This window comes from Marmoricola sp. URHB0036, from assembly GCF_000426045.1.
Taxonomy (GTDB): domain Bacteria; phylum Actinomycetota; class Actinomycetes; order Propionibacteriales; family Nocardioidaceae; genus Marmoricola.
In genome coordinates, this window is sequence record NZ_AUEP01000013.1 from 113,942 (window position 1) to 131,112 (window position 17,171).

Genomic DNA, 17,171 nt, shown 5'->3' on the forward strand with positions numbered 1-17,171 from the left:
CTACCCGAGGCCGAGCCGGTCGGGCTGGACCGCGATGCCATCGGCCCACGCGGCATGCGTCTGAGCGCGGGAGAGCTCCTCCAGGGACTCCCGCAGGCGGGAGATGGCCGGATGCCAGTCATCGGGGGATTCTCGCGACAGGTCGGCGTACGCCGCAGCGAGGCGGCGGGTCACGTGCCAGGAGGAGGCTCCCACCTGGCTGATCTCCTGGAATGCGAGGTCGAGGAGGTACGCCGGGGTCAGCGTCTGCTCGACGAGTCGCACGACGTGGTCCGTATCCAGGTGGAGCCCGGTGGGCGTGGGGACCCTCCCGATCCGGAGCAGCAGGTCGTAGAGCCGGTCGATCACCTGGACAGCCGTGGAGGGCTGGTTGATCGCGGGGGAGAGCGCCTGCGTGGCGACGTCGACCAGCTGCCGGATCCCGAAGGTCGGGTCCTGGTAGAGCGTGCGCGCGCGACCGAGGTCGAGGCACCCCAGGAGCGCGGAGTCATCGGGTGGGTTCCCCCCGTGCACGGCGAAGACCGGTCCACCGCTCGCGACGTACTCCCCGATGCGTGGGACGAGCTCGATCACACACCTGTGCGTGCTCGCCAGACGGACCAGACGCGGTCGGTCGATACCGAGAACCGTGCCCAGCACGCCCGTGAATCCCCGAGTGTCCCTCGAGGGCAGGTGGATCACCTGTGGAGTGTCGTCGAGGTCTGGCGGCGCGGCCGTGACATAGCTGGACTCAGGGGGGAAAGACCGTCGGATCGCGACCCGCGCCTCGTTCGCCACCGTCGTGATCACCCAGCCCACCTCGAGGAGTCTCATGGTGGAGGTGACGTAGATGATGAACACCACGACGGCGACCGCCAGCATGGCGACACACGCCCCGACCGTGCGCGACGCCGCTGCTGCATCGTCGACGTTGTCGAAGGCGAGGGCCGTGACTGCGAAGGCGAAGGTGGCCAGGAAGATGCCGAAGGCGGTCTTGGTCACGCCGGAGCGGATGAAGGTACGGATCACCCGTGGCGAGAGCTGAGAGCTCGCCAGCTGCAGACCCACAAGAGTGATCGCGAAGACCACGCCGACGAAGGTCAGCATCGACGATGCCATCACCTGCAGCATCGTGTCGGCGGTCCGGATCCGCACCACGTGGCCGAGGTCCCAGTCGGCGCCCAGGCCGACGAGGTCCGGCCGGCACACAACGACAGCGGTGAGCACTCCCGCGGCGACCAGCACTGCCGGGATGGACCAGAAGCGCTCACGCACCCATTCGTTCAAGCGCACCAGCCGATGCACCCAGTGGGGTCCCGTGGGCAGTGCCAGGGCGCCGTCTCCCGCAACTGCCCGCTCCACCATGCGAGTGAGTGTGGTGTTCCACGGGCGTGCTGACATCACCCGTCTCGGGTCACCTCTGCGGCCGGCGGTGCCCGGGATGGCGCTCAATCGGACCAACCTGTTCGAGAGGTTCGAACTGCACCTTCCCGGATGCACGTGCGGCTACCCGCGGTGTCGACTCGCCCCGGTCATTGCACCGTGGGTGGGAACTTGATGGCGTAGAGCAGCCACCTCGAGCCGAGCGTGTGCCGCTCGAGGTCGAGGGCGAAGTCGCCCTTGTCGGTCGGGACGACGACCTCGGCGGTGTAGCGGGGCTGGGCCGGAGCCTTGGCGGCCAGTCGGAGCTTGCCGGTGAGCTTCATCGTCGGCAGGTTGCGCGGATCGTCGTACACGTAGACAGCCCGGGCCGAGCCCGACAGCAACGGCTCGAGCCTGGCCCACCAGTCGTCGTACGGCACCCCGCGCTCGGAGAAGGCGGCCCAGACGCGTTCACCGGTGCCGAGCGGCGTACTCGCTGGCGCGGTCGGGGTCAGCATCGGTGAGGGAGGGGCGGCCGCCGGAGAAGGGTCGCTCCGCGCGTGGCTCGAGGGAGCATCGCCAGACGTGCCGGCGCAGCCGGCGACGGCACCGAGCACGGCCAGGAGCACGGCTGCCGCCGCGGCCCGGGTCCTCATTCCTGGCCCCAGGGTGCGGCCCAGCCGAGGTACTGCATGTGCCACGGGCCGTCGGTGATCGCCGAGGCCGGTCCCACTCCCACGCGGCCGTGACTGAACACGTCGGTGCTGGCGATCTGGCCGTTGCCCAGGTAGGTCACCACGTGACCCGCCGGGTTGGTGGAGTCGCGGTAGTAGAGCCAGGCGCCGACCGGGGGAGCGACTCCGTCGTCGCCGGTCACCTCGTGGGCGACACCGGCACCCTCGAAGGTCTGCCAGGCATCGAGCGCCGTGCTGTAGCCCGAGTGCGGTCGCCCGGCCAGCACGGCCACGAAGTTCTGGCACCGGTCGAACCAACCGCTGCCCCCCTTCTCGGCGAGGTCCAGCGCCCGGGCGTCCAGGACGTTGGCCGGGAACGGGCCGACGTACGGCGTAGCGCCGTTGACCGAGAACCGCCCGTCGACCGTGGCCGCCGTGCAGTCGGCGACCGCCTGGGCTCGGGCCGCCAGGTTGGCGAGCCCGGCCGTTCCGCTGCCGGTCGTGAGGGCGTTGACGACCGTGACCGCCCGCGGCCACCACCGGGCGTAGACCTCGGGATCGAGGTTGCGCTCCGCCGCGTGGGCCGCCAGCGTCGGTGGCAGGTTCTGCCAGCCCTTCACCTTCGTCAGCGCGCGGTAGAAGTCCTGGGCCGCTCCCGTGGCGTCGGGCTGCTGCGTGCCGGACGGGTGGTCGGGATCCGGACCGAACAGTCCGTGGCCGGCCCGGGGAGCGGAGCCGCCCAACGAGGACGCTTCGAGCGCCGTCATCACCGCGATCGTCTGGCCGCGCTCGGGCACGTGCAGCGCCGCGGCGGCGTTGATGACGGCGGTCCCCGTCTGGACTTGTGCGGACGACAGCCCGGGAACCGGTGCCGCGGCGGCCGTGAGCACCGTGGGACTCGGCTTGCACGCTCCGGGGTGCACCCCCGACTGCCCGCTCGCTGCCGAGGCCGACCCCGGGGACGTGGCAAGCAGCAGCGTCCCGACGAGGGCAAGCAGCGGCAGACGGTTCATGGAGGCTCGCGTGTCCGTGGGTGGGCATCGGCCGGCAGTTCCGCCGCCGGCCCGAGCGACATCGTAGGCGCGTTCGGCGCGCGATGACGGGCAGTCCCAGCGAAGGGGTCAAACCGGGGCAGGCGGCCACGAAACGCACGCTGTCCGCGGGGGCGCGGATTCGGTGATTCATCCGACTCGGGGGATGCCGTGCGCTCGGGATCACACGAGGCTGAGACGACAAGACCGGTGGGATCCACCGTTTCGGACCCTTTTGAGAGGTTGCCCCATGTTCAACGACAACGGCTCGTTCCTGCTGGCCCTGTTCGAGTTCTTCTTGTTCTTCGCCTGGTTCATGTGCCTGTTCTGGGTGCTGGGAGACGTCTTCCGCAGCAAGGACCTGGGCGGAGGCGCCAAGACGCTGTGGGTGATCTTCGTGATCGTCATCCCGTGGCTCGGCATCCTCGTCTACCTGATCGTCCGCGGCCACGGCATGCAGGACCGTCAGATGCAGCAGGCCCAGGAGATCCAGGCTGCCCAGGCGAGCTACATCAAGTCCGTCGCCTCGTCCTCGGGCAGTGCCACCACCCAGATCGCCGATGCCAAGGGCCTGCTCGACAGTGGGGCGATCACCCCGGCCGAGTTCGAGCAGATCAAGGCGAAGGCGCTCGCTTCCTGATCACACCGTCCGCAGCGCCACGGTCGGCGGCATCCGTGACGCTCGCACGGCCGGCATCAGGCCTGCCAGGGCGCCGATCAGGAGGGCTGCGGCGATGCCCCCTGACCAGGCCTCGACCGGGATGAGGATGGCCCAGCCCTTCGACTCGGCGTACCCGGCGGTCGCCGCAGCGCCCGCCAGTACGCCGACGACGCCACCGACGAGAGCGAGCAGGATCGACTCGGCGAGGAACTGGGTCCGGATCTGACCCTTCGTCGCGCCAAGGGCGCGACGGAGGCCGATCTCCGAGCGGCGCTCCAGCACCGAGATGATCATGATGTTGGCGACCCCGACGGCACCGACGACCAGCGCCACCAAGCCGAGCCCGAGGAAGAGGCTGTCGAACGCCCCCGCGGCCGCGGCCCGGGCGGTGAGTACGTCGGAGGGCTGGCTCACGTTCACCTCGTTCGGTGCCTCTGGGTTGGCCGTCGCCGCCAGCAGCGACTGCACCGCCGCCTCGTGGCCGGTCGCGGTGCGCACGTAGATCGAGCTCGGTGGGCCGGACTCCTTCGCGCCGTGGACCAGGCTGAGGTAGCCGAGGTACTGCTGCGCCGCCGGATAGCCGACCAGGGCACTGCTGTCGATGTCGGTCTCGAGGGGCGATGCCTCCAGGATCCCGGCGACGTCGAACCACTGGTGCCCCAGCCAGATCCGTTGGTCGGGGCGGATGCGGTCGATCCCGAGCCGCTGGGCCGCGACGGCACCGAGCACCGCGACCGGCTCACGGGCGGTGCCCGCGTTGAGCCAGCTGCCGCGTGCCAGGCCGACTCCGAGCACCGCCGTCAGGTTCAAGCTGGTGGCCCGCACCGAGAGGCCGCCCGTGCTGGCCGGCGGGACCAGCGCACTCCGGTAGACCTTCGCCTCCTTCACCAGCCCGGTGTGCGCCAGCTCCTCGACGTGGTCGAGGTGGGTGATCCTCGCTGGGGCCTGGAGGGGCAGCTTCGCCTGTCCGCCGGTGAAGCTCTGGCCGGCCTCGACGGTCAACAGGTTGGTGCCGAGCTGGTTGATCTCCGCGATCAGCCCGGCCTGGGAGGAGGAGGACAGGCCGAGGACGGCCACGATCGCGGCTGTACCGATGGCGATGCCGAGCGCCGACAGGGTGGCGCGCAGCCTCCGAGCGCGCATTCCGACGCTCGCCACCCGCAGTCCGTCCCTCCACCCGAGGCGGCTGTCCGTGGCGATCACGCCACGTCCCCGCGGTCGCACGCGGTGTCGGACACGACCTGGCCGTCGAGCACCCGGATCTGGCGCGGCAGCTGGTCGGCGAGCCCGGCGTCGTGCGTGATCATGAGGATGGTGGCGCCGTTCGCGTGCAGCTCGTGCAGGAGCTCCATGATCGAGGCACCGGTCGTGCTGTCGAGGTTGCCGGTCGGTTCGTCTGCGAGCACGATCGCCGGTGTCCCGACCACCGCCCGGGCGATCGCCACCCGCTGGCGCTCTCCTCCGGACAGCTGGGTGGGCCGGAAGCTCGCGCGGTGGGAGAGGCCAACCCGTTCCAGCGCCTCGTCCGCGCGCCGGTACCTCTCGACGGCCGGTACGCCGGCGTAGAGCAACCCGTCGGCGACGTTCTCCCGGACCGAGGCGTGCTCGGCCAGGAAGAACTGCTGGAAGACGAACCCGATCTGGCGGGCCCGAAGCCTGGACAGCTCACGGTCGCTCAGTCCGGATGCGTCGACACCACCGATGCGGACCACGCCCTCGGAAGGGAGCTCGAGCGTGCCCATGACGTGGAGGAGCGTGCTCTTGCCCGAGCCGGAGGGTCCGACGATCGCCACCAGCTCGCCCCGGCGTACGGCGAAGGACACGCCCCGCAAGGCGTGCACCGGTGGCTGCTCGCCGTAGACCTTGGTCACCCCGTCGAGCTCCAGTGCCCAGGTGCCGCTCACGATGACGGCACCACGACGGCGTCGCCGGGGTGCAGGGCGCCCTCCACCTGGACGCGCCCGCTGGCGGTGTCGAACAGGCCCAGTCTCACCGCGACCAGGGGCCGTCGCCCACCGCCGCGCACGACCTCGACCGCGTACCCGCCGCCGGACTTCCCGACGAGAGCGAGGACCGGGACGCTCAGCGCGTCGCGCACGCCCGTGGTCGTGATCTCGACCTGGACCGGTGCCGAGTCGAGGCCGCGCACCTGCGTCGGGTCGTCGAGGCTGATGACGGCCGAGAGGGTCGCGTCTGCGGCGTCGTGGTCCTGGCCGGAGGTCCGGGCGACCGTGCCGACGCTGGACACCCTTCCCCTCACCACCCTGTTGCCCGGCAGCGTGATCAGCGCGCGCTCGCCTCGCCGCACGGCACCCTGCTGGGAGGCGTCGAGGGACACCTGCACCTCTGGCAGGTCGGACGTGGCCTCCGCGACGGACGCACCTGACCGGGCGGGACCGCCGAGACCGGCCGTCACCCGCGTGATCCGCACCGGCCGGGGGAGGAAGACCGCTTCGTCGAGAGCAAGCTCGCCGGTCTGGTCGCGACCACGGTCGAGCTGGAGCTGCTCGAGAGCCTGACGGGTCCTGGCGGTGAACATCGCTCCGTCCGGCTCGGTGTCGTAGCCGAGCGCGTGCAGGTTCTGGTTGAGCTGGCGGACATCCGGGCCCAGGTCGCCCATGTGCAGGCCGCGGTACGCCGGGACGGTGCCGCACAGCAGCAGCACCGGCCGGTCGTCCACGCGGTAGAGCACCTGGCCGCAGCCGGCCTCGTCCCCGACGCCGGGGAGCCTCGTGTAGGTGCCGCGGGCCTGGTTGACCACGAGGTACGGCGAACCGTCGGCGCGCGCCCGATGGGTCAGGGTCCCGTCGAGCGAGACCATGGCAGACAGCGCTCCCCGCTCGACGGTCGCCGTGCTCGGTCGCGACTCCCGTGCAGCCGAGCTCGCCCGGTCCCGGCCCGACAGGGCGACCACGCCACCGGAGGCGGCCGCGACGACTAGGACGGCCGCGGCGGCCAGCGTCCAGCGGTTCCGGGTCACGGCGTCAGCCCCAGCTGTCCGGCGTACACCTTGCCGCACGCCGCCATCGCGGCGTTGAGGGTGCTCATGCCGCCCTCCTGGTTGGCGGACGGGATGCGGTTGGTGTCGATGAGCGGGCCGTCCGGGTCGGGGTCCGGGAAGTCCTTCACGCCGTGGTCACGAATGCACTGGGCGAACTGGAGGGAGGCCTTCTGCTGGGCCGCACTCCTCGCGCGGCCGGTGAACCCCGCCGGCTGCAGGTCGCGACAGGCGCCGAGAGCCCGGTCGAAGGTGGGGCTGCTGGTGTCCACGTCCGAGCCGTTCGCCACCTCGTCGACGGTCAGGGCACCGGAGGAGTCCGGGTCGGGGAACTTCTTGACGCCGTGGTCGCGCATGCACTGGGAGAACTTCACCCCCTTCGCACGACTCGCGGACCCGGTGCTGCCGCTGCCGCCGGTCTCGTCGGCTGCGGGGGAACAGCCGACACCCAGCAGGGCGACCAGGAGGAGGGCCGCCATCGGTCGAAGGCTCGTGCTCATCGTGTCTCCTCGAAGGTGGTGGTGGGGTTGGTGGTGGTCACTGCTGCATCCGCGGGTCGTGCGTGGGGTCGGCATAGCTGGGCGGGCAGCCGTGCTCGGCAGCGTCAGGGCGCAGCTCGTAGTGCCACGGTTCGTTGCCGTAGATCTGGCACAGTCCGTACGCCGACCCGTGTTCGGAGAGCCACCGCGCGGCCTCGGCGTGCCCGATGTCGACCGCGTCCCCCGAGACGTGCGGAGAGGTCGCGGGAGTGGCGACCCATCGGGCCGCCTCGTCCCGGGAGCCGTACTTCGCGACCGCCTCGTCGAGCAGGTGCTCCTGGTACGCCGCTGTCCGCCAGGCGCTGTTGACGTAGAACGTCAGCCCGTCGGCGGCTGCATCCGTCGCAGCCCGACGGATCGCTCGCAGGAGAGCGGGATCGAGGTGGGTGACCGCCGGTACGTCGTCGTCGAAGACGGTCGTGTCGTCAGGGACGACGCCGTCCGCCTCTCCGAGCAGGCGAGGACGCTCGGGACGGAGACTGTGGTGCCGGGCCGGCGCGGGGGGCGCTGCGGAGACAGGTGCCGTCGAGGGCGAGGTTGCCGGTGACGGGTAGCCGAGGACCCCGAGGACCGCCGCTCCGGCGACCACGAGGAGACCGACGATCGTCGATCGCACTGCAGTGTTCTGTGACATGCCTCGAGTCAAGGCAGCGCGACGTTGTGAGCGCGTATCCGGATTCCGATACGCCGGCGATATGCCTCGGCTCTCTAGCATCGTGACCGTGCGTGTGTTGATCGTCGAGGACGAGCCCCTGCTGGCAGAGGCCATCCGCGACGGGCTACGGCTGGAGGCCATCGCTGCCGACATCGCCGCCGACGGGCACAGTGCCCTGGAGCAGCTGAGCGTCAACACCTACGACATCGCCGTCCTCGACCGTGACATCCCGGGTCCGTCCGGCGACGAGGTCGCGGAACGCATCGTCGCCTCCGGCAGCGGCATGCCGATCCTGATGCTCACCGCGGCCGACCGGATCGACGAGAAGGTCTCTGGGTTCGAGCTCGGGGCCGACGACTACCTCACCAAGCCGTTCGAGCTCCAGGAGCTGGTGCTGCGTCTCCGGGCGCTGGACCGCAGACGGGCCCACCACCGACCGCCGGTCCGGGAGATCGCGGGACTGCGGCTCGATGCCTTCCGTCGCGAGGTCTACCGCGACGACCGCTACGTCGCCCTGACCAGGAAGCAGTTCGCCGTGCTCGAGGTCCTCGTGGCCGCCGACGGTGGTGTGGTCAGCGCCGAGGATCTGCTGGAGCGAGCGTGGGACGAGAACGCCGATCCGTTCACCAACGCCGTACGCATCACCGTCTCGACCCTGCGCAAGCGGCTCGGTGAACCCGGGATCATCGCCACCGTGCCCGGCGTCGGCTACCGCATCGACGGCGGAGCAGATGCCGTGGCGGACGGCGGCCCTCGTGGATAGGGCTCCCGGGCTGAGCGTCCGCCTCAGGCTGACCCTCAGCTACGCCGGCTTCCTCCTGGTCGCCGGCACCCTGCTGCTCGCCGCCGTCTGGGTGTTCCTCCTGCGGGACAGGCCAAACCCTCTCTTCGTTCCCGACCTGGCCGACTTCCTGCGCGCCCTCGACCCGCACAACTTCGGTCCCAACGTCTTCCTTCCGGCCGCACTGGAAGTGCTGGCATTCCTGCTGGTGTTCGGTCTGGTGGGCGGCTGGGTGCTCGCCGGTCGGATGCTCGAGCCCCTGGGTCGCATCACCGACGCCACGCGCGTGGCCGCGACCGGGTCGCTGGCCCACCGGATCGAGCTGCCCGGCCCCAACGACGAGTTCCGCGAGCTGGCCGACGCCTTCGACGGCATGCTGGCCCGGCTCGAGTCGCACGTGGCCGAACAGCGGAGGTTCGCCGCCAACGCCTCCCACGAGCTGCGCACCCCGCTGGCGATCACGCAGACCCTGCTCGACGTCGCCCGCAAGGACCCGAACCGCGACGTCGACGAGCTCATCGAGCGCCTGCAGGTGGTCAACGCCCGAGCGATCGACCTCACCGAGGCACTGCTCCTGCTCAGCCGCGCCGATCAAGGATCCTTCACCCGCGAACGGGTCGACCTGTCCCTGGCAGCGGAAGAGGCCACCGAGACGTTGCTGCCGTTGGCCGCGAAGCGTGGCGTCTCCCTCGAGACCACCGGGGAGATGGCCGCCACCATCGGCTCGCCCGCACTCCTGCAGCAGCTGACGACCAACCTCGTCCACAACGCGATCGTGCACAACCTGCCCGAGCACGGCACCGTGTGCGTCAGCACCGGGACCGATCCTGCGGGTGTGGTCCTCATGGTCGAAAACACGGGCGAGGTGCTCACGCCCGAGCAGGTGGCCATCCTGGTGGAGCCGTTCCAGCGCGGCACCGAGCGGGTGCACACCGACCACGCGGGCGTCGGACTGGGGCTGGCCATCGTCAGGAGCATCACCCAGGCGCACGGCGGAACCCTGGCCCTCACCCCACGCCACGGCGGGGGGTTGTCGGTCACGGTGCGGCTACCCGCCGCCTTGTCGTTGGGGCGGGTCCGACCGGGCTGAGCCGGCGAGGTCCCGACCGCGGCACGACTCAGGGCGAGGGCGGGGAGAGCTCCTTCTCCTCGACCGCGGCCTCCTCGACGGTTTCGTCGATGTAGGCCTGTGCCTCGGGGACGGGCAGGCGCTGGGTGTACGCCAGCACGTAGACACCCACCGACAGCAGGAGGAGCAGGCCCGCGGAGAGCACGAAGTTGAGGTTGTTCAGGTTGCCGTCCGCGGGCTCGGGGTAGTTGCCGAAGTAGGAGATCAGGGTGAGCCCGACCAGCCAGGGGAACACCCAGAGCCCGGAGCGTACGTCGAGGGACTTGCCCTTCATCTGGCCCGAACCCGCGAACGCGGCGAGCAGCACGAAGCCGATGAGCACGGCCACCATCAGCTTCCACACGATCGTCCAGCCCGACCAGTAGACGATCAGGTTGGACCCCCAGAAGGCCAGCAGCGGGATGGTGTGGCCGCCCGGGAGCCGGAAGGGTCGTTCCTGGTCGGGCAGCTGGGCCCGCAAGGAGGCGTGCACGAGAGGGCCGGAGGCGAACGACAGCACGGTGGCCGACGTGATGAAGCCGACCAGCTGTTGCCAGCTCGGGAAGGGCAGGAACGCGATCAGCCCGATGATGAAGGCGAGGAACAGTCCCACCAGCGGGACGCCCTTGTCGGTGGTGCGTTCCAGGACCTTCGGGGCGTTGCCGTTGCGGGCCATGGCGAAGGAGATCCGCGCGGTGATCGTGGTGTAGATCAGGCCGGTGTCGCCGGGGGAGACGATGGCGTCGATGTAGAGCAGGACCGCCAGCCAGCCGAGGCCGAGGGCGGTGGCCAGCGCGGCAAGCGGACCGAAGTCGTTCTCGAAGGACAGGTTGGCCCAGCCGTCGGACTTGGCCAGCGTGCCGGGGTCGAGAGCACCGATGAACGCGACCTGGAGCAGGACGTAGATCAGGCCGGTGAGCAGCACCGAGCCGATCACGGCGATGGGGACGTTGCGGCGCGGGTTGTCGGTCTCGCCGGCGAGCTCGATGCCCTGGCGGAAACCGAGGTAGGAGAACACGATGCCGCTGGTGGCGATGGCGGTGAAGATGCCGTGCACGCCTTCCGGGGCGAAACCGTGCGAGCTGAAGTTCTGCCCGTGGAAGGCCGCGACGAAGAACGCGACGATGACGAGCAGGATGATGAACAGCTTCCAGCTGACCAGCGCGTTGTTGATGCGGGCGAACCAGCGCACGCCGTAGTAGTTCACGACGACGAAGAGCGCCATCAGGACCACGGCCGTGGCGTAGCCGAGCGCGGTCAGGGTGTGCACCGTCTCGCCGTTGACGGTGTGCTCGGTGGTGAACGGCGCGTACTTGGTGCCGTACTGGAGGGCCGCCTCTACCTCGATCGGGGCCGTCGTGGCGACCGCGACGTAGGTGATCCAGCCGGAGGTGAAGCTGGCGAGGTGGCCGAAGGCCATCTGCGGGAAGCGGACCACGCCGCCGGAGAGGGGGAACATCACGCCGAGCTCGGCATACACGAGGGCGATCAGCAGGATCAGGAATCCGCCGAGCGCCCACGAGATGATGGCCGCCGGACCGGCGGCCTGGGAGGCGTTCAGGGCACCGAAGAGCCACCCGGAGCCGATGATCGAGCCGACGCTCGCGAAGAGGAGCCCGATCACTCCCACGTGTCGCTTGAGCTGGGGGTCAGTCGCCTGAGCGGACTGGGTTTCTGCCTCTGTGGACAAGGTGGATGCCTTTCCGTGATGGCGGACGGCCTGCGGTTGCCCCGCTGGACCGCCATTCCCCTTACCCAGTGGGCGGGGAGTTGACACCACGACCGGAGGTGCGGAGCAGAGCGTGGGGGCGGGGATTTCTTGACCGGGTCGGATTCAATGGGTGCACGCGGGGTGCCCCACACTCCTGCCCGGGAAGGAGCCGATCACCTCCATGGACCACACCCGGAGCCGACGCTCCTGGTTCGCTCTCGTCGTGGCCGGGCTGCTGGTGGTGGCGTCCGGCTGTGCCGGGCTGGGCTCCTCCTCGGACTCGTCGGACTCCTCGGACCCGCCGGCCGCCTCGGGTGGGTCGGGGGGATCGAGCACGACCTCGCACCCGACCACCCCGTCGGCCACCCCCACGCCGAAGAAGAAGCACTATCCGAAGGGCCCCCCGATGCTGCTCGAGGGCATCGCGCCGCTGAGCGACACGACGGTGGGGGTGGCGATGCCGATCTCGATCTCCTTCACCGACCCGGTCAAGGCGAAGGCCCGCAAGCGGATCGAGGAGCACATCACACTGACCACGTCGGTCCCGGTCACCGGTGCCTGGCACTGGTTCGGCTCGCAGCGGGCCGACTTCCGGCCCAAGGGGTACTGGAAGCCGGGCACGAGGATCAGCATGGTCGCCCACCTGAAACACGTCGGCGACGGCTACGGCCGCTACGGCACGCACAGCTACTTCCGGACCTTCAAGGTCGGCGCCGACGTGCGCACCCACGTCTACGTGAACCAGCACAAGACCGTCGTGACCCGCAACGGGAAGACATTGCGCACGATGCCCAGTGACGCCGGCAGCCCTGACTTCCCGTCCTGGGACGGCACGATGGCCGTGGTCAACAAGTCGCGCACCGTCCGGATGACCTCCTGCAGCGTGCAGATCGCGTGCGACAAGAAGGACCCGAACTTCTACGACCTGGTCCTGCCGTGGGACGTCCGGATCACCTGGTCAGGCACGTTCCTGCACTACTCGACCGGCGACCCCTACCCGGGCCACAGCTATGGGTCCCACGGCTGTGTGCACCTCTCCTGGTCGGACGCGGAGTGGTACTACAACCTGACCAAGCAGGGTGACCCGGTCACGATCACCGGCTCGCCCCGCGGCAAGGCTCCCGGCGACAACGGGTACGCCGACTACGACGTGCCCTGGAACGAGTGGCTCGACGGCAGCGGCCTGAAGGCGTTCACGACGCAGACCTGAGCAGCGGTCGTTCAGTCCTGCGGGAGCAGCGACCGGATGATCTCGGGAAGCCGCGAGGCCTCCATCTTCGAGACGCACGCAGTGATCCCGAGCGAGCGAGCCCTCTCCTTGACCTCGGCGTCGAGGTGAGCGGAGAAGAGGATGATGATCTGGCCGGGGTGCCGGGACAGCATCTGCTCGGCCACCTCGAGCCCGGTGAGGCCGGGCATGCGGTTGTCGAGCAGCACCACCGACGGGATCGGCGGCGGGTTCAGGTCGTCGAACCGCTCCAGTGCCTGATGGCCGTCCTCCGCCTCGTCGACGACGCTGAAGCCGCCGCGCTCGAGAAAGACGCGGGCGAGCATGCGCATCTCCGGCTCGTCGTCGACGACGAAGACGCTGGGTGCGATCACGGCCTGCGGGGTGGTGACTGTCATGGTGGCGGCATCCTAGTGTCGTGCGTCCGAGGTTCGTTGCGTTTCGCGGACCCAGGTCACGCACCGCCCGACGCTAGTTCGTCACGAGGCTCTGACAGGGCAGCTCGACGATGAACCTCGTCGACTCCCCGGGACTGCTCTCGGCCCAGATCCGGCCCTCGTGCGCATCCACGATCCGGCGCGAGATGTAGAGACCGAGGCCGGTCCCGGTCACCGCGCCGGCACGTCCGCGCACGAACTTGTCGAAGATGCGCCCGAGCTGGTCGGGATCGATGCCGGGTCCGTGGTCCTCGACGACGAGGCGGGCCACGTTCTCGGTCTGTTCGAGCGAGATCTCGATGGGGATGTCCGGGGGTGCGTTCTTGCGGGCGTTGTCGAGGAGGTTGGCGAGGACCTGCTGGATGCGGTCGGGATCACCCTCCACCATGACCGGGGTGTCGGGCACCCTCAGGACCACGCTGTTGGTCGCGCCGGTGTCGAAGGCGTCCACCGCCGTCCGGACCTCCTCGCTGAGATCCATCGGGTGTCGGACGTAGCCGAAGCGACCCGACTCGATGCTCTCGGTGTCGAGGACGTCGCGGGTCATCGCCTGCAGGCGACGGGCGTTGCTGAAGGCGCGGCGTACGGCGCTGTGCCGGTCCTCGTCGCTCATCACCTCCCAGTGGTCGAGGCTCGTCTGCAGGAAGCCCAGCACCCCGGACACGGGAGTGCGCAGCTCGTGGGAGACCACGGAGATGAACTCCTCCTGGGAGCGGTTGAGCGCGAGCAGCCGGGCTTCCTGCTCCCGGGACTGCCGCAACCGACGGGCGAGCAGGACGGTCAGGGTGAGGCCGATGGCCAGCAGCAGCAGGACGAGGATGAGCCCGGCCGACTGGAGCGGACCGGCCACGGGTCCGACGAACTCCGAGCGGTCCTGGGTGAAGACGACGCGCCAACCGACGACGGGGACGTCGGCACTGACCACGAGCTTGTCCCCGATCTCGTGCAACCCCGCGGGCAGCGAGCGCAACCGCGCGTCGGGCACCGGCTTGCCCAGCCCGGTGCGCAGGGTGGAGGCGACCACTGCCCCGTTGCTGTCCAGGAACCGCCAGGTGGCCGTGGACTTCCCCTTGCCGGCGAGCCCACGGATCTCCTGGCTGAACGGCGAGTCGTTGGTCAGCGCCTGCTCGAAGACGAAGGCGCCCCGGACGCTGGTCGGTGTCGTGCCCCGGATGGCCACGGCAAAGGCATAGCTGGGCAGCTCGGTGGTCAGACCGGACCTGGTGACGGGCAGGACGACGGCCGGCGTCGTGGCGAGAGCGGCCTTGGCCTTCTCCCAACCGGGTGGGTCGAACTGCGAGCCGAGCATCCCGGGGCGCAGGAGGACGCCGTTGGTCACGGTGTCGTTGGCGTCGACGAGGAAGGTCCCGCTGAGGGCATCCGGGTCGACGGCGAAGGTGTTCAGCGTCGCCTTGTCGGAGGCGCTGCCCGGCGTCAGGTCCCAGGGACGGGCACCCAGACCGCCGAGGGAGCTGATGCTCGACTCGACGCGCGCGTTGAAGCTGTCCGCGGTGGTGCGGACCTGCGCGGACTTTGCCTTCTCCAGGGCGTCGGTGCCGTCGTTCTCCGCCGAGCGCAGCAGGGCGATCACCATCAACGCCACCATGAGCACCGCCGCTCCCGCGACCGCTGGCACGAGTCGATCACGTACGGACATCGGATGCTCCTTCGACGCGGGGTGCCGGAGAGCCGGCCAAGGGGTAGGAGACGACGAAGCGCGCCCCTCCGCTCCGAGCTGTCTTCACCGAGACCTGGCCTCCCATGGTGGCCGCGAACTCGCTGACGATGGCCAGCCCGAGCCCGGCCCCACGCGTCGCGACGACGGAGTCGCCGCGCCCGCGGAAGAAGCGTGTGAAGACCTGCTCGCGCTCGGCCTTCGGGACTCCCGGTCCCTCGTCCTCGACCGCCAGCTCGGCTCGGTCCCGGTGCTCGCTGACGAGGACGCGGATCACCGTGCCGGCCGGCGAGTACTTCGCCGCGTTGCCGACCAGGTTGGACAGCACCCGTTCCACCGCCTGCACGGAGCCGGCGACCCGGACGCCCGGAACCGTCTGCCGCAGGACCTGGTGGTCGGGCGCGAGGTCGGGCTGCTCCTCGAGGATGCCCGTCACCACCTCGCCGAGGTCCAGCATCGATGCGTCGGACACCACGCCCGCGCCGCGCTCGAGTCGTGAGAAGTCCAGCAGGTCCTCGACGAGAGTGCCGAGGCGTTGGGCGTTGCCGTCGATCTGCTCGGCGAACAGACGGGCCTCCTCCGGGCTCAGCGTGTCCCAGCTGGACGCCAGGAGCTGCGCGTAGCCGGTGATGGCGCTGACCGGGGTCCTGAGCTCGTGCGAGGCGGTGGCCAGGAACACCGTCTTCAGCTCGTCCACCGACCTCATCCGCTCGAGCAGGTCGCGTTGCTGCGCGAAGGTCTCGGCGTTCACCAGCGCCGACGTCAGCACCTCGGCGGCGGAGCCGAGGGCACTGAGGTCGTGACCGTCCAGGTCACGCCCGGCGACCACCCTGAGCCTGGCCACCGTCCGCCCGCCACGACCCAGGACGAGGCAGAGGCTGTCGCCCGCCGAGAGCGTCGTGGGCAGGATCGACGAGGCGGTCACCGGGGCCGGCGCGACGCCCCAGGCGAAGAACTGGCGTTCTCCCGTAGCAGCCGGTGACGCCAGCGACAGTCCGTGCAGGCCGAGGGCGACGGCCAGCTCGTTGGTGAGGGCGGGCAGGAAGTCGGCGAGGTCCAGGCTGTGCTGCGCGACGGTGGCCAGCGCCGCCGTCGTGGCGCTGGCTTCCTGCAACCGGACGAGCTCGCGCTGGCTGCGACGGGAGCGGTCGTCGCGGCGTACCAGCCAGACGGCGGCCGCGATGCCGGCCAGCACGATCCCGACGGCGAGCAGCCAGGTCCAGAGCGGCACCGGGGGAGGCGCCGCCCAGAGGGTCAGGGTCCATTCCTGGACGGGGCCGGGCTGCAGGTCGACGGCGTACGACGGCTGGCCGGAGGGACGCGGGCCGGGCAGCGACTGGATCGTCCGGTCCGGACCGGCGAGCGCGATGCCGCCGCGCGCGGGCCGCAGGTCGTCCAGCGTCGACCGCAGGCCGAGCGGCAGGACCTGGAGGCCGGTGACGTGCGCGCGGCGTTCCGCGACGGAGGCGGGCCGCGACGCGGTGTCGTACGTCGCGACCACCACCAGTCCGTCGCCCGCATCCTCGAGCACCGGGTCGCCGGAGTCCTGGGCTCGGGCGGCGACGTCACCGGCAACACCGACGGTCGTGCTCTCGTCGACCGCGACGTGCTTCGCGCCGGGGAGCGACCCGGCGGCCGCTTCGCTCATCGCCGTGCGCATCGCCTCGTCGACCGGGAAGACGGCATCGGCCGCGGCCTCCCGGACCTCGCGCTGCGCCTGCAGCGCGGCGTGGTCACGCGCGACCAGGATCACGGCGACGGCTGCCATGACGGCGACCAGCACCACGGCGGCCGGTCCGCCCCACCCTCGGTGCACCCGCTGCGGCTCGCTCATTCCTGGAGCACCGCCGCCCGCAGGGCACGGAGGTTGCCCTTCGCCAGGAACGGCACGCCGATCTTGGCGGCGCGGGCCCTCAGCTCCACGCGCTGGTAGTTGCTGTAGATCACGACACGCAGGTCGGGGTGGTCGGTGACGAGCCGCTCGGCGAGGTCCAGTCCGGTGATCCCGGGTGGCATCCGGTAGTCCAGGACGAGCGCGTCCGGGGAGACAGTGCCCACGAGTGCTTCCGCCTCCTCGGCGTCGAGCGCGCCGTACACCTCGTGGCCCTCGAGGCGGAGGTCGGTCAGCGCGAGATCGAGCGCGTCAAGGTCGTTGTCCGCCACGACGATGCGAGCCATGCGCGCCTCCCGGCTCCGGGCTGCTCCCACCCGCACATCGAACACGCATTCACCGGCCAGTGGGACCGAATCCAGCGAAGTGGAGACGTGTCGTCGACGTGGACTCGGACGCCGTCGATCAGGCGAATCCGGCATACCCGGTGAAGCCGGGCAG

Annotated in this window: 17 protein-coding genes; 4 read left to right on the forward strand and 13 right to left on the reverse strand. The window is 70.4% G+C overall.

Annotation, left to right across the window (positions count from 1 at the left end; genetic code table 11):
* From H976_RS26705 to H976_RS30425, 3 genes are all read right to left on the reverse strand, one after another.
* Window positions 1-1,344, reverse strand: coding sequence for a DUF2254 domain-containing protein (locus H976_RS26705; protein ID WP_196804109.1), 1,344 nt, complete (start codon window positions 1,342-1,344; stop codon window positions 1-3).
* Window positions 1,345-1,511: 167 nt separating this feature from the next.
* On the reverse strand, window positions 1,512-1,997 hold the full coding sequence (locus tag H976_RS0115810; protein ID WP_155918314.1) for a hypothetical protein: 486 nt from the start codon (window positions 1,995-1,997) through the stop codon (window positions 1,512-1,514).
* Window positions 1,994-3,028 (reverse strand): hypothetical protein, encoded by a 1,035-nt coding sequence (locus tag H976_RS30425; RefSeq protein WP_027862337.1) that lies wholly within the window; start codon window positions 3,026-3,028, stop codon window positions 1,994-1,996. Before H976_RS30425 ends, H976_RS0115810 begins: the two co-directional genes overlap by 4 nt.
* Before the next feature lie 268 nt (window positions 3,029-3,296).
* Between H976_RS30425 and H976_RS0115820 the strand changes: the two genes are divergently transcribed.
* Window positions 3,297-3,686, forward strand: coding sequence for an SHOCT domain-containing protein (locus H976_RS0115820; protein ID WP_027862338.1), 390 nt, complete (start codon window positions 3,297-3,299; stop codon window positions 3,684-3,686).
* On the opposite strand, the gene H976_RS0115825 is transcribed toward H976_RS0115820, so the two are convergent.
* From H976_RS0115825 to H976_RS0115845, 5 genes are read right to left on the reverse strand one after another with little or no spacing between them, the layout of a single operon-like run.
* Window positions 3,687-4,850 (reverse strand): ABC transporter permease, encoded by a 1,164-nt coding sequence (locus H976_RS0115825; RefSeq protein WP_081682964.1) that lies wholly within the window; start codon window positions 4,848-4,850, stop codon window positions 3,687-3,689.
* 56 nt (window positions 4,851-4,906) lie between these two features.
* A complete protein-coding gene (locus H976_RS0115830; protein WP_027862340.1) occupies window positions 4,907-5,611 on the reverse strand; it encodes an ABC transporter ATP-binding protein in 705 nt (234 codons plus the stop codon).
* Entirely contained in the window at window positions 5,608-6,687 is a 1,080-nt protein-coding gene (locus H976_RS0115835) for a peptidoglycan-binding protein (RefSeq protein WP_027862341.1), read from the reverse strand. Before H976_RS0115835 ends, H976_RS0115830 begins: the two co-directional genes overlap by 4 nt.
* Window positions 6,684-7,205 carry a hypothetical protein gene (locus tag H976_RS28955; RefSeq protein ID WP_051276904.1) on the reverse strand — a complete coding sequence of 174 codons (522 nt, stop codon included), beginning with the start codon at window positions 7,203-7,205 and terminating at the stop codon, window positions 6,684-6,686. Before H976_RS28955 ends, H976_RS0115835 begins: the two co-directional genes overlap by 4 nt.
* A 37-nt stretch (window positions 7,206-7,242) precedes the next feature.
* Window positions 7,243-7,878: a M15 family metallopeptidase gene (locus H976_RS0115845; protein ID WP_051276905.1), complete on the reverse strand. Its 636-nt coding sequence runs from the start codon at window positions 7,876-7,878 to the stop codon at window positions 7,243-7,245.
* A gap of 88 nt (window positions 7,879-7,966) precedes the next feature.
* Here H976_RS0115845 and H976_RS0115850 point away from each other — a divergent pair, with 88 nt between their 5' ends.
* On the forward strand, window positions 7,967-8,662 hold the full coding sequence (locus H976_RS0115850; protein WP_036226854.1) for a response regulator transcription factor: 696 nt from the start codon (window positions 7,967-7,969) through the stop codon (window positions 8,660-8,662).
* Window positions 8,631-9,770 (forward strand): HAMP domain-containing sensor histidine kinase, encoded by a 1,140-nt coding sequence (locus H976_RS0115855; protein ID WP_304412361.1) that lies wholly within the window; start codon window positions 8,631-8,633, stop codon window positions 9,768-9,770. Before H976_RS0115850 ends, H976_RS0115855 begins: the two co-directional genes overlap by 32 nt.
* 28 nt (window positions 9,771-9,798) lie before the next feature.
* On the opposite strand, the gene H976_RS26720 is transcribed toward H976_RS0115855, so the two are convergent.
* A complete protein-coding gene (locus H976_RS26720) occupies window positions 9,799-11,478 on the reverse strand; it encodes an APC family permease (RefSeq protein WP_036226780.1) in 1,680 nt (559 codons plus the stop codon).
* A gap of 202 nt (window positions 11,479-11,680) precedes the next feature.
* Between H976_RS26720 and H976_RS0115865 the strand changes: the two genes are divergently transcribed.
* A complete protein-coding gene (locus tag H976_RS0115865) occupies window positions 11,681-12,709 on the forward strand; it encodes an Ig-like domain-containing protein (RefSeq protein WP_027862345.1) in 1,029 nt (342 codons plus the stop codon).
* Between the two features lie 11 nt (window positions 12,710-12,720).
* Here the strand turns inward: H976_RS0115865 and H976_RS26725 are convergent, their stop codons facing one another.
* The 4 genes from H976_RS26725 to H976_RS30430 form a co-directional block, all read right to left on the reverse strand.
* Window positions 12,721-13,125 carry a response regulator transcription factor gene (locus H976_RS26725; RefSeq protein ID WP_051276906.1) on the reverse strand — a complete coding sequence of 135 codons (405 nt, stop codon included), beginning with the start codon at window positions 13,123-13,125 and terminating at the stop codon, window positions 12,721-12,723.
* Window positions 13,126-13,198: 73 nt separating this feature from the next.
* Window positions 13,199-14,821, reverse strand: a complete 1,623-nt coding sequence (locus H976_RS0115875) for a HAMP domain-containing sensor histidine kinase (protein WP_027862346.1) — start codon at window positions 14,819-14,821, stop codon at window positions 13,199-13,201.
* Window positions 14,808-16,673, reverse strand: a complete 1,866-nt coding sequence (locus H976_RS0115880) for a HAMP domain-containing sensor histidine kinase (protein ID WP_155918316.1) — start codon at window positions 16,671-16,673, stop codon at window positions 14,808-14,810. Before H976_RS0115880 ends, H976_RS0115875 begins: the two co-directional genes overlap by 14 nt.
* The gene (locus H976_RS30430) at window positions 16,670-17,017 is read right to left on the reverse strand and encodes a response regulator (protein WP_027862348.1); all 348 of its coding nucleotides are present in this window, start codon (window positions 17,015-17,017) and stop codon (window positions 16,670-16,672) included. Before H976_RS30430 ends, H976_RS0115880 begins: the two co-directional genes overlap by 4 nt.
* Window positions 17,018-17,171 lie beyond the last annotated feature (154 nt).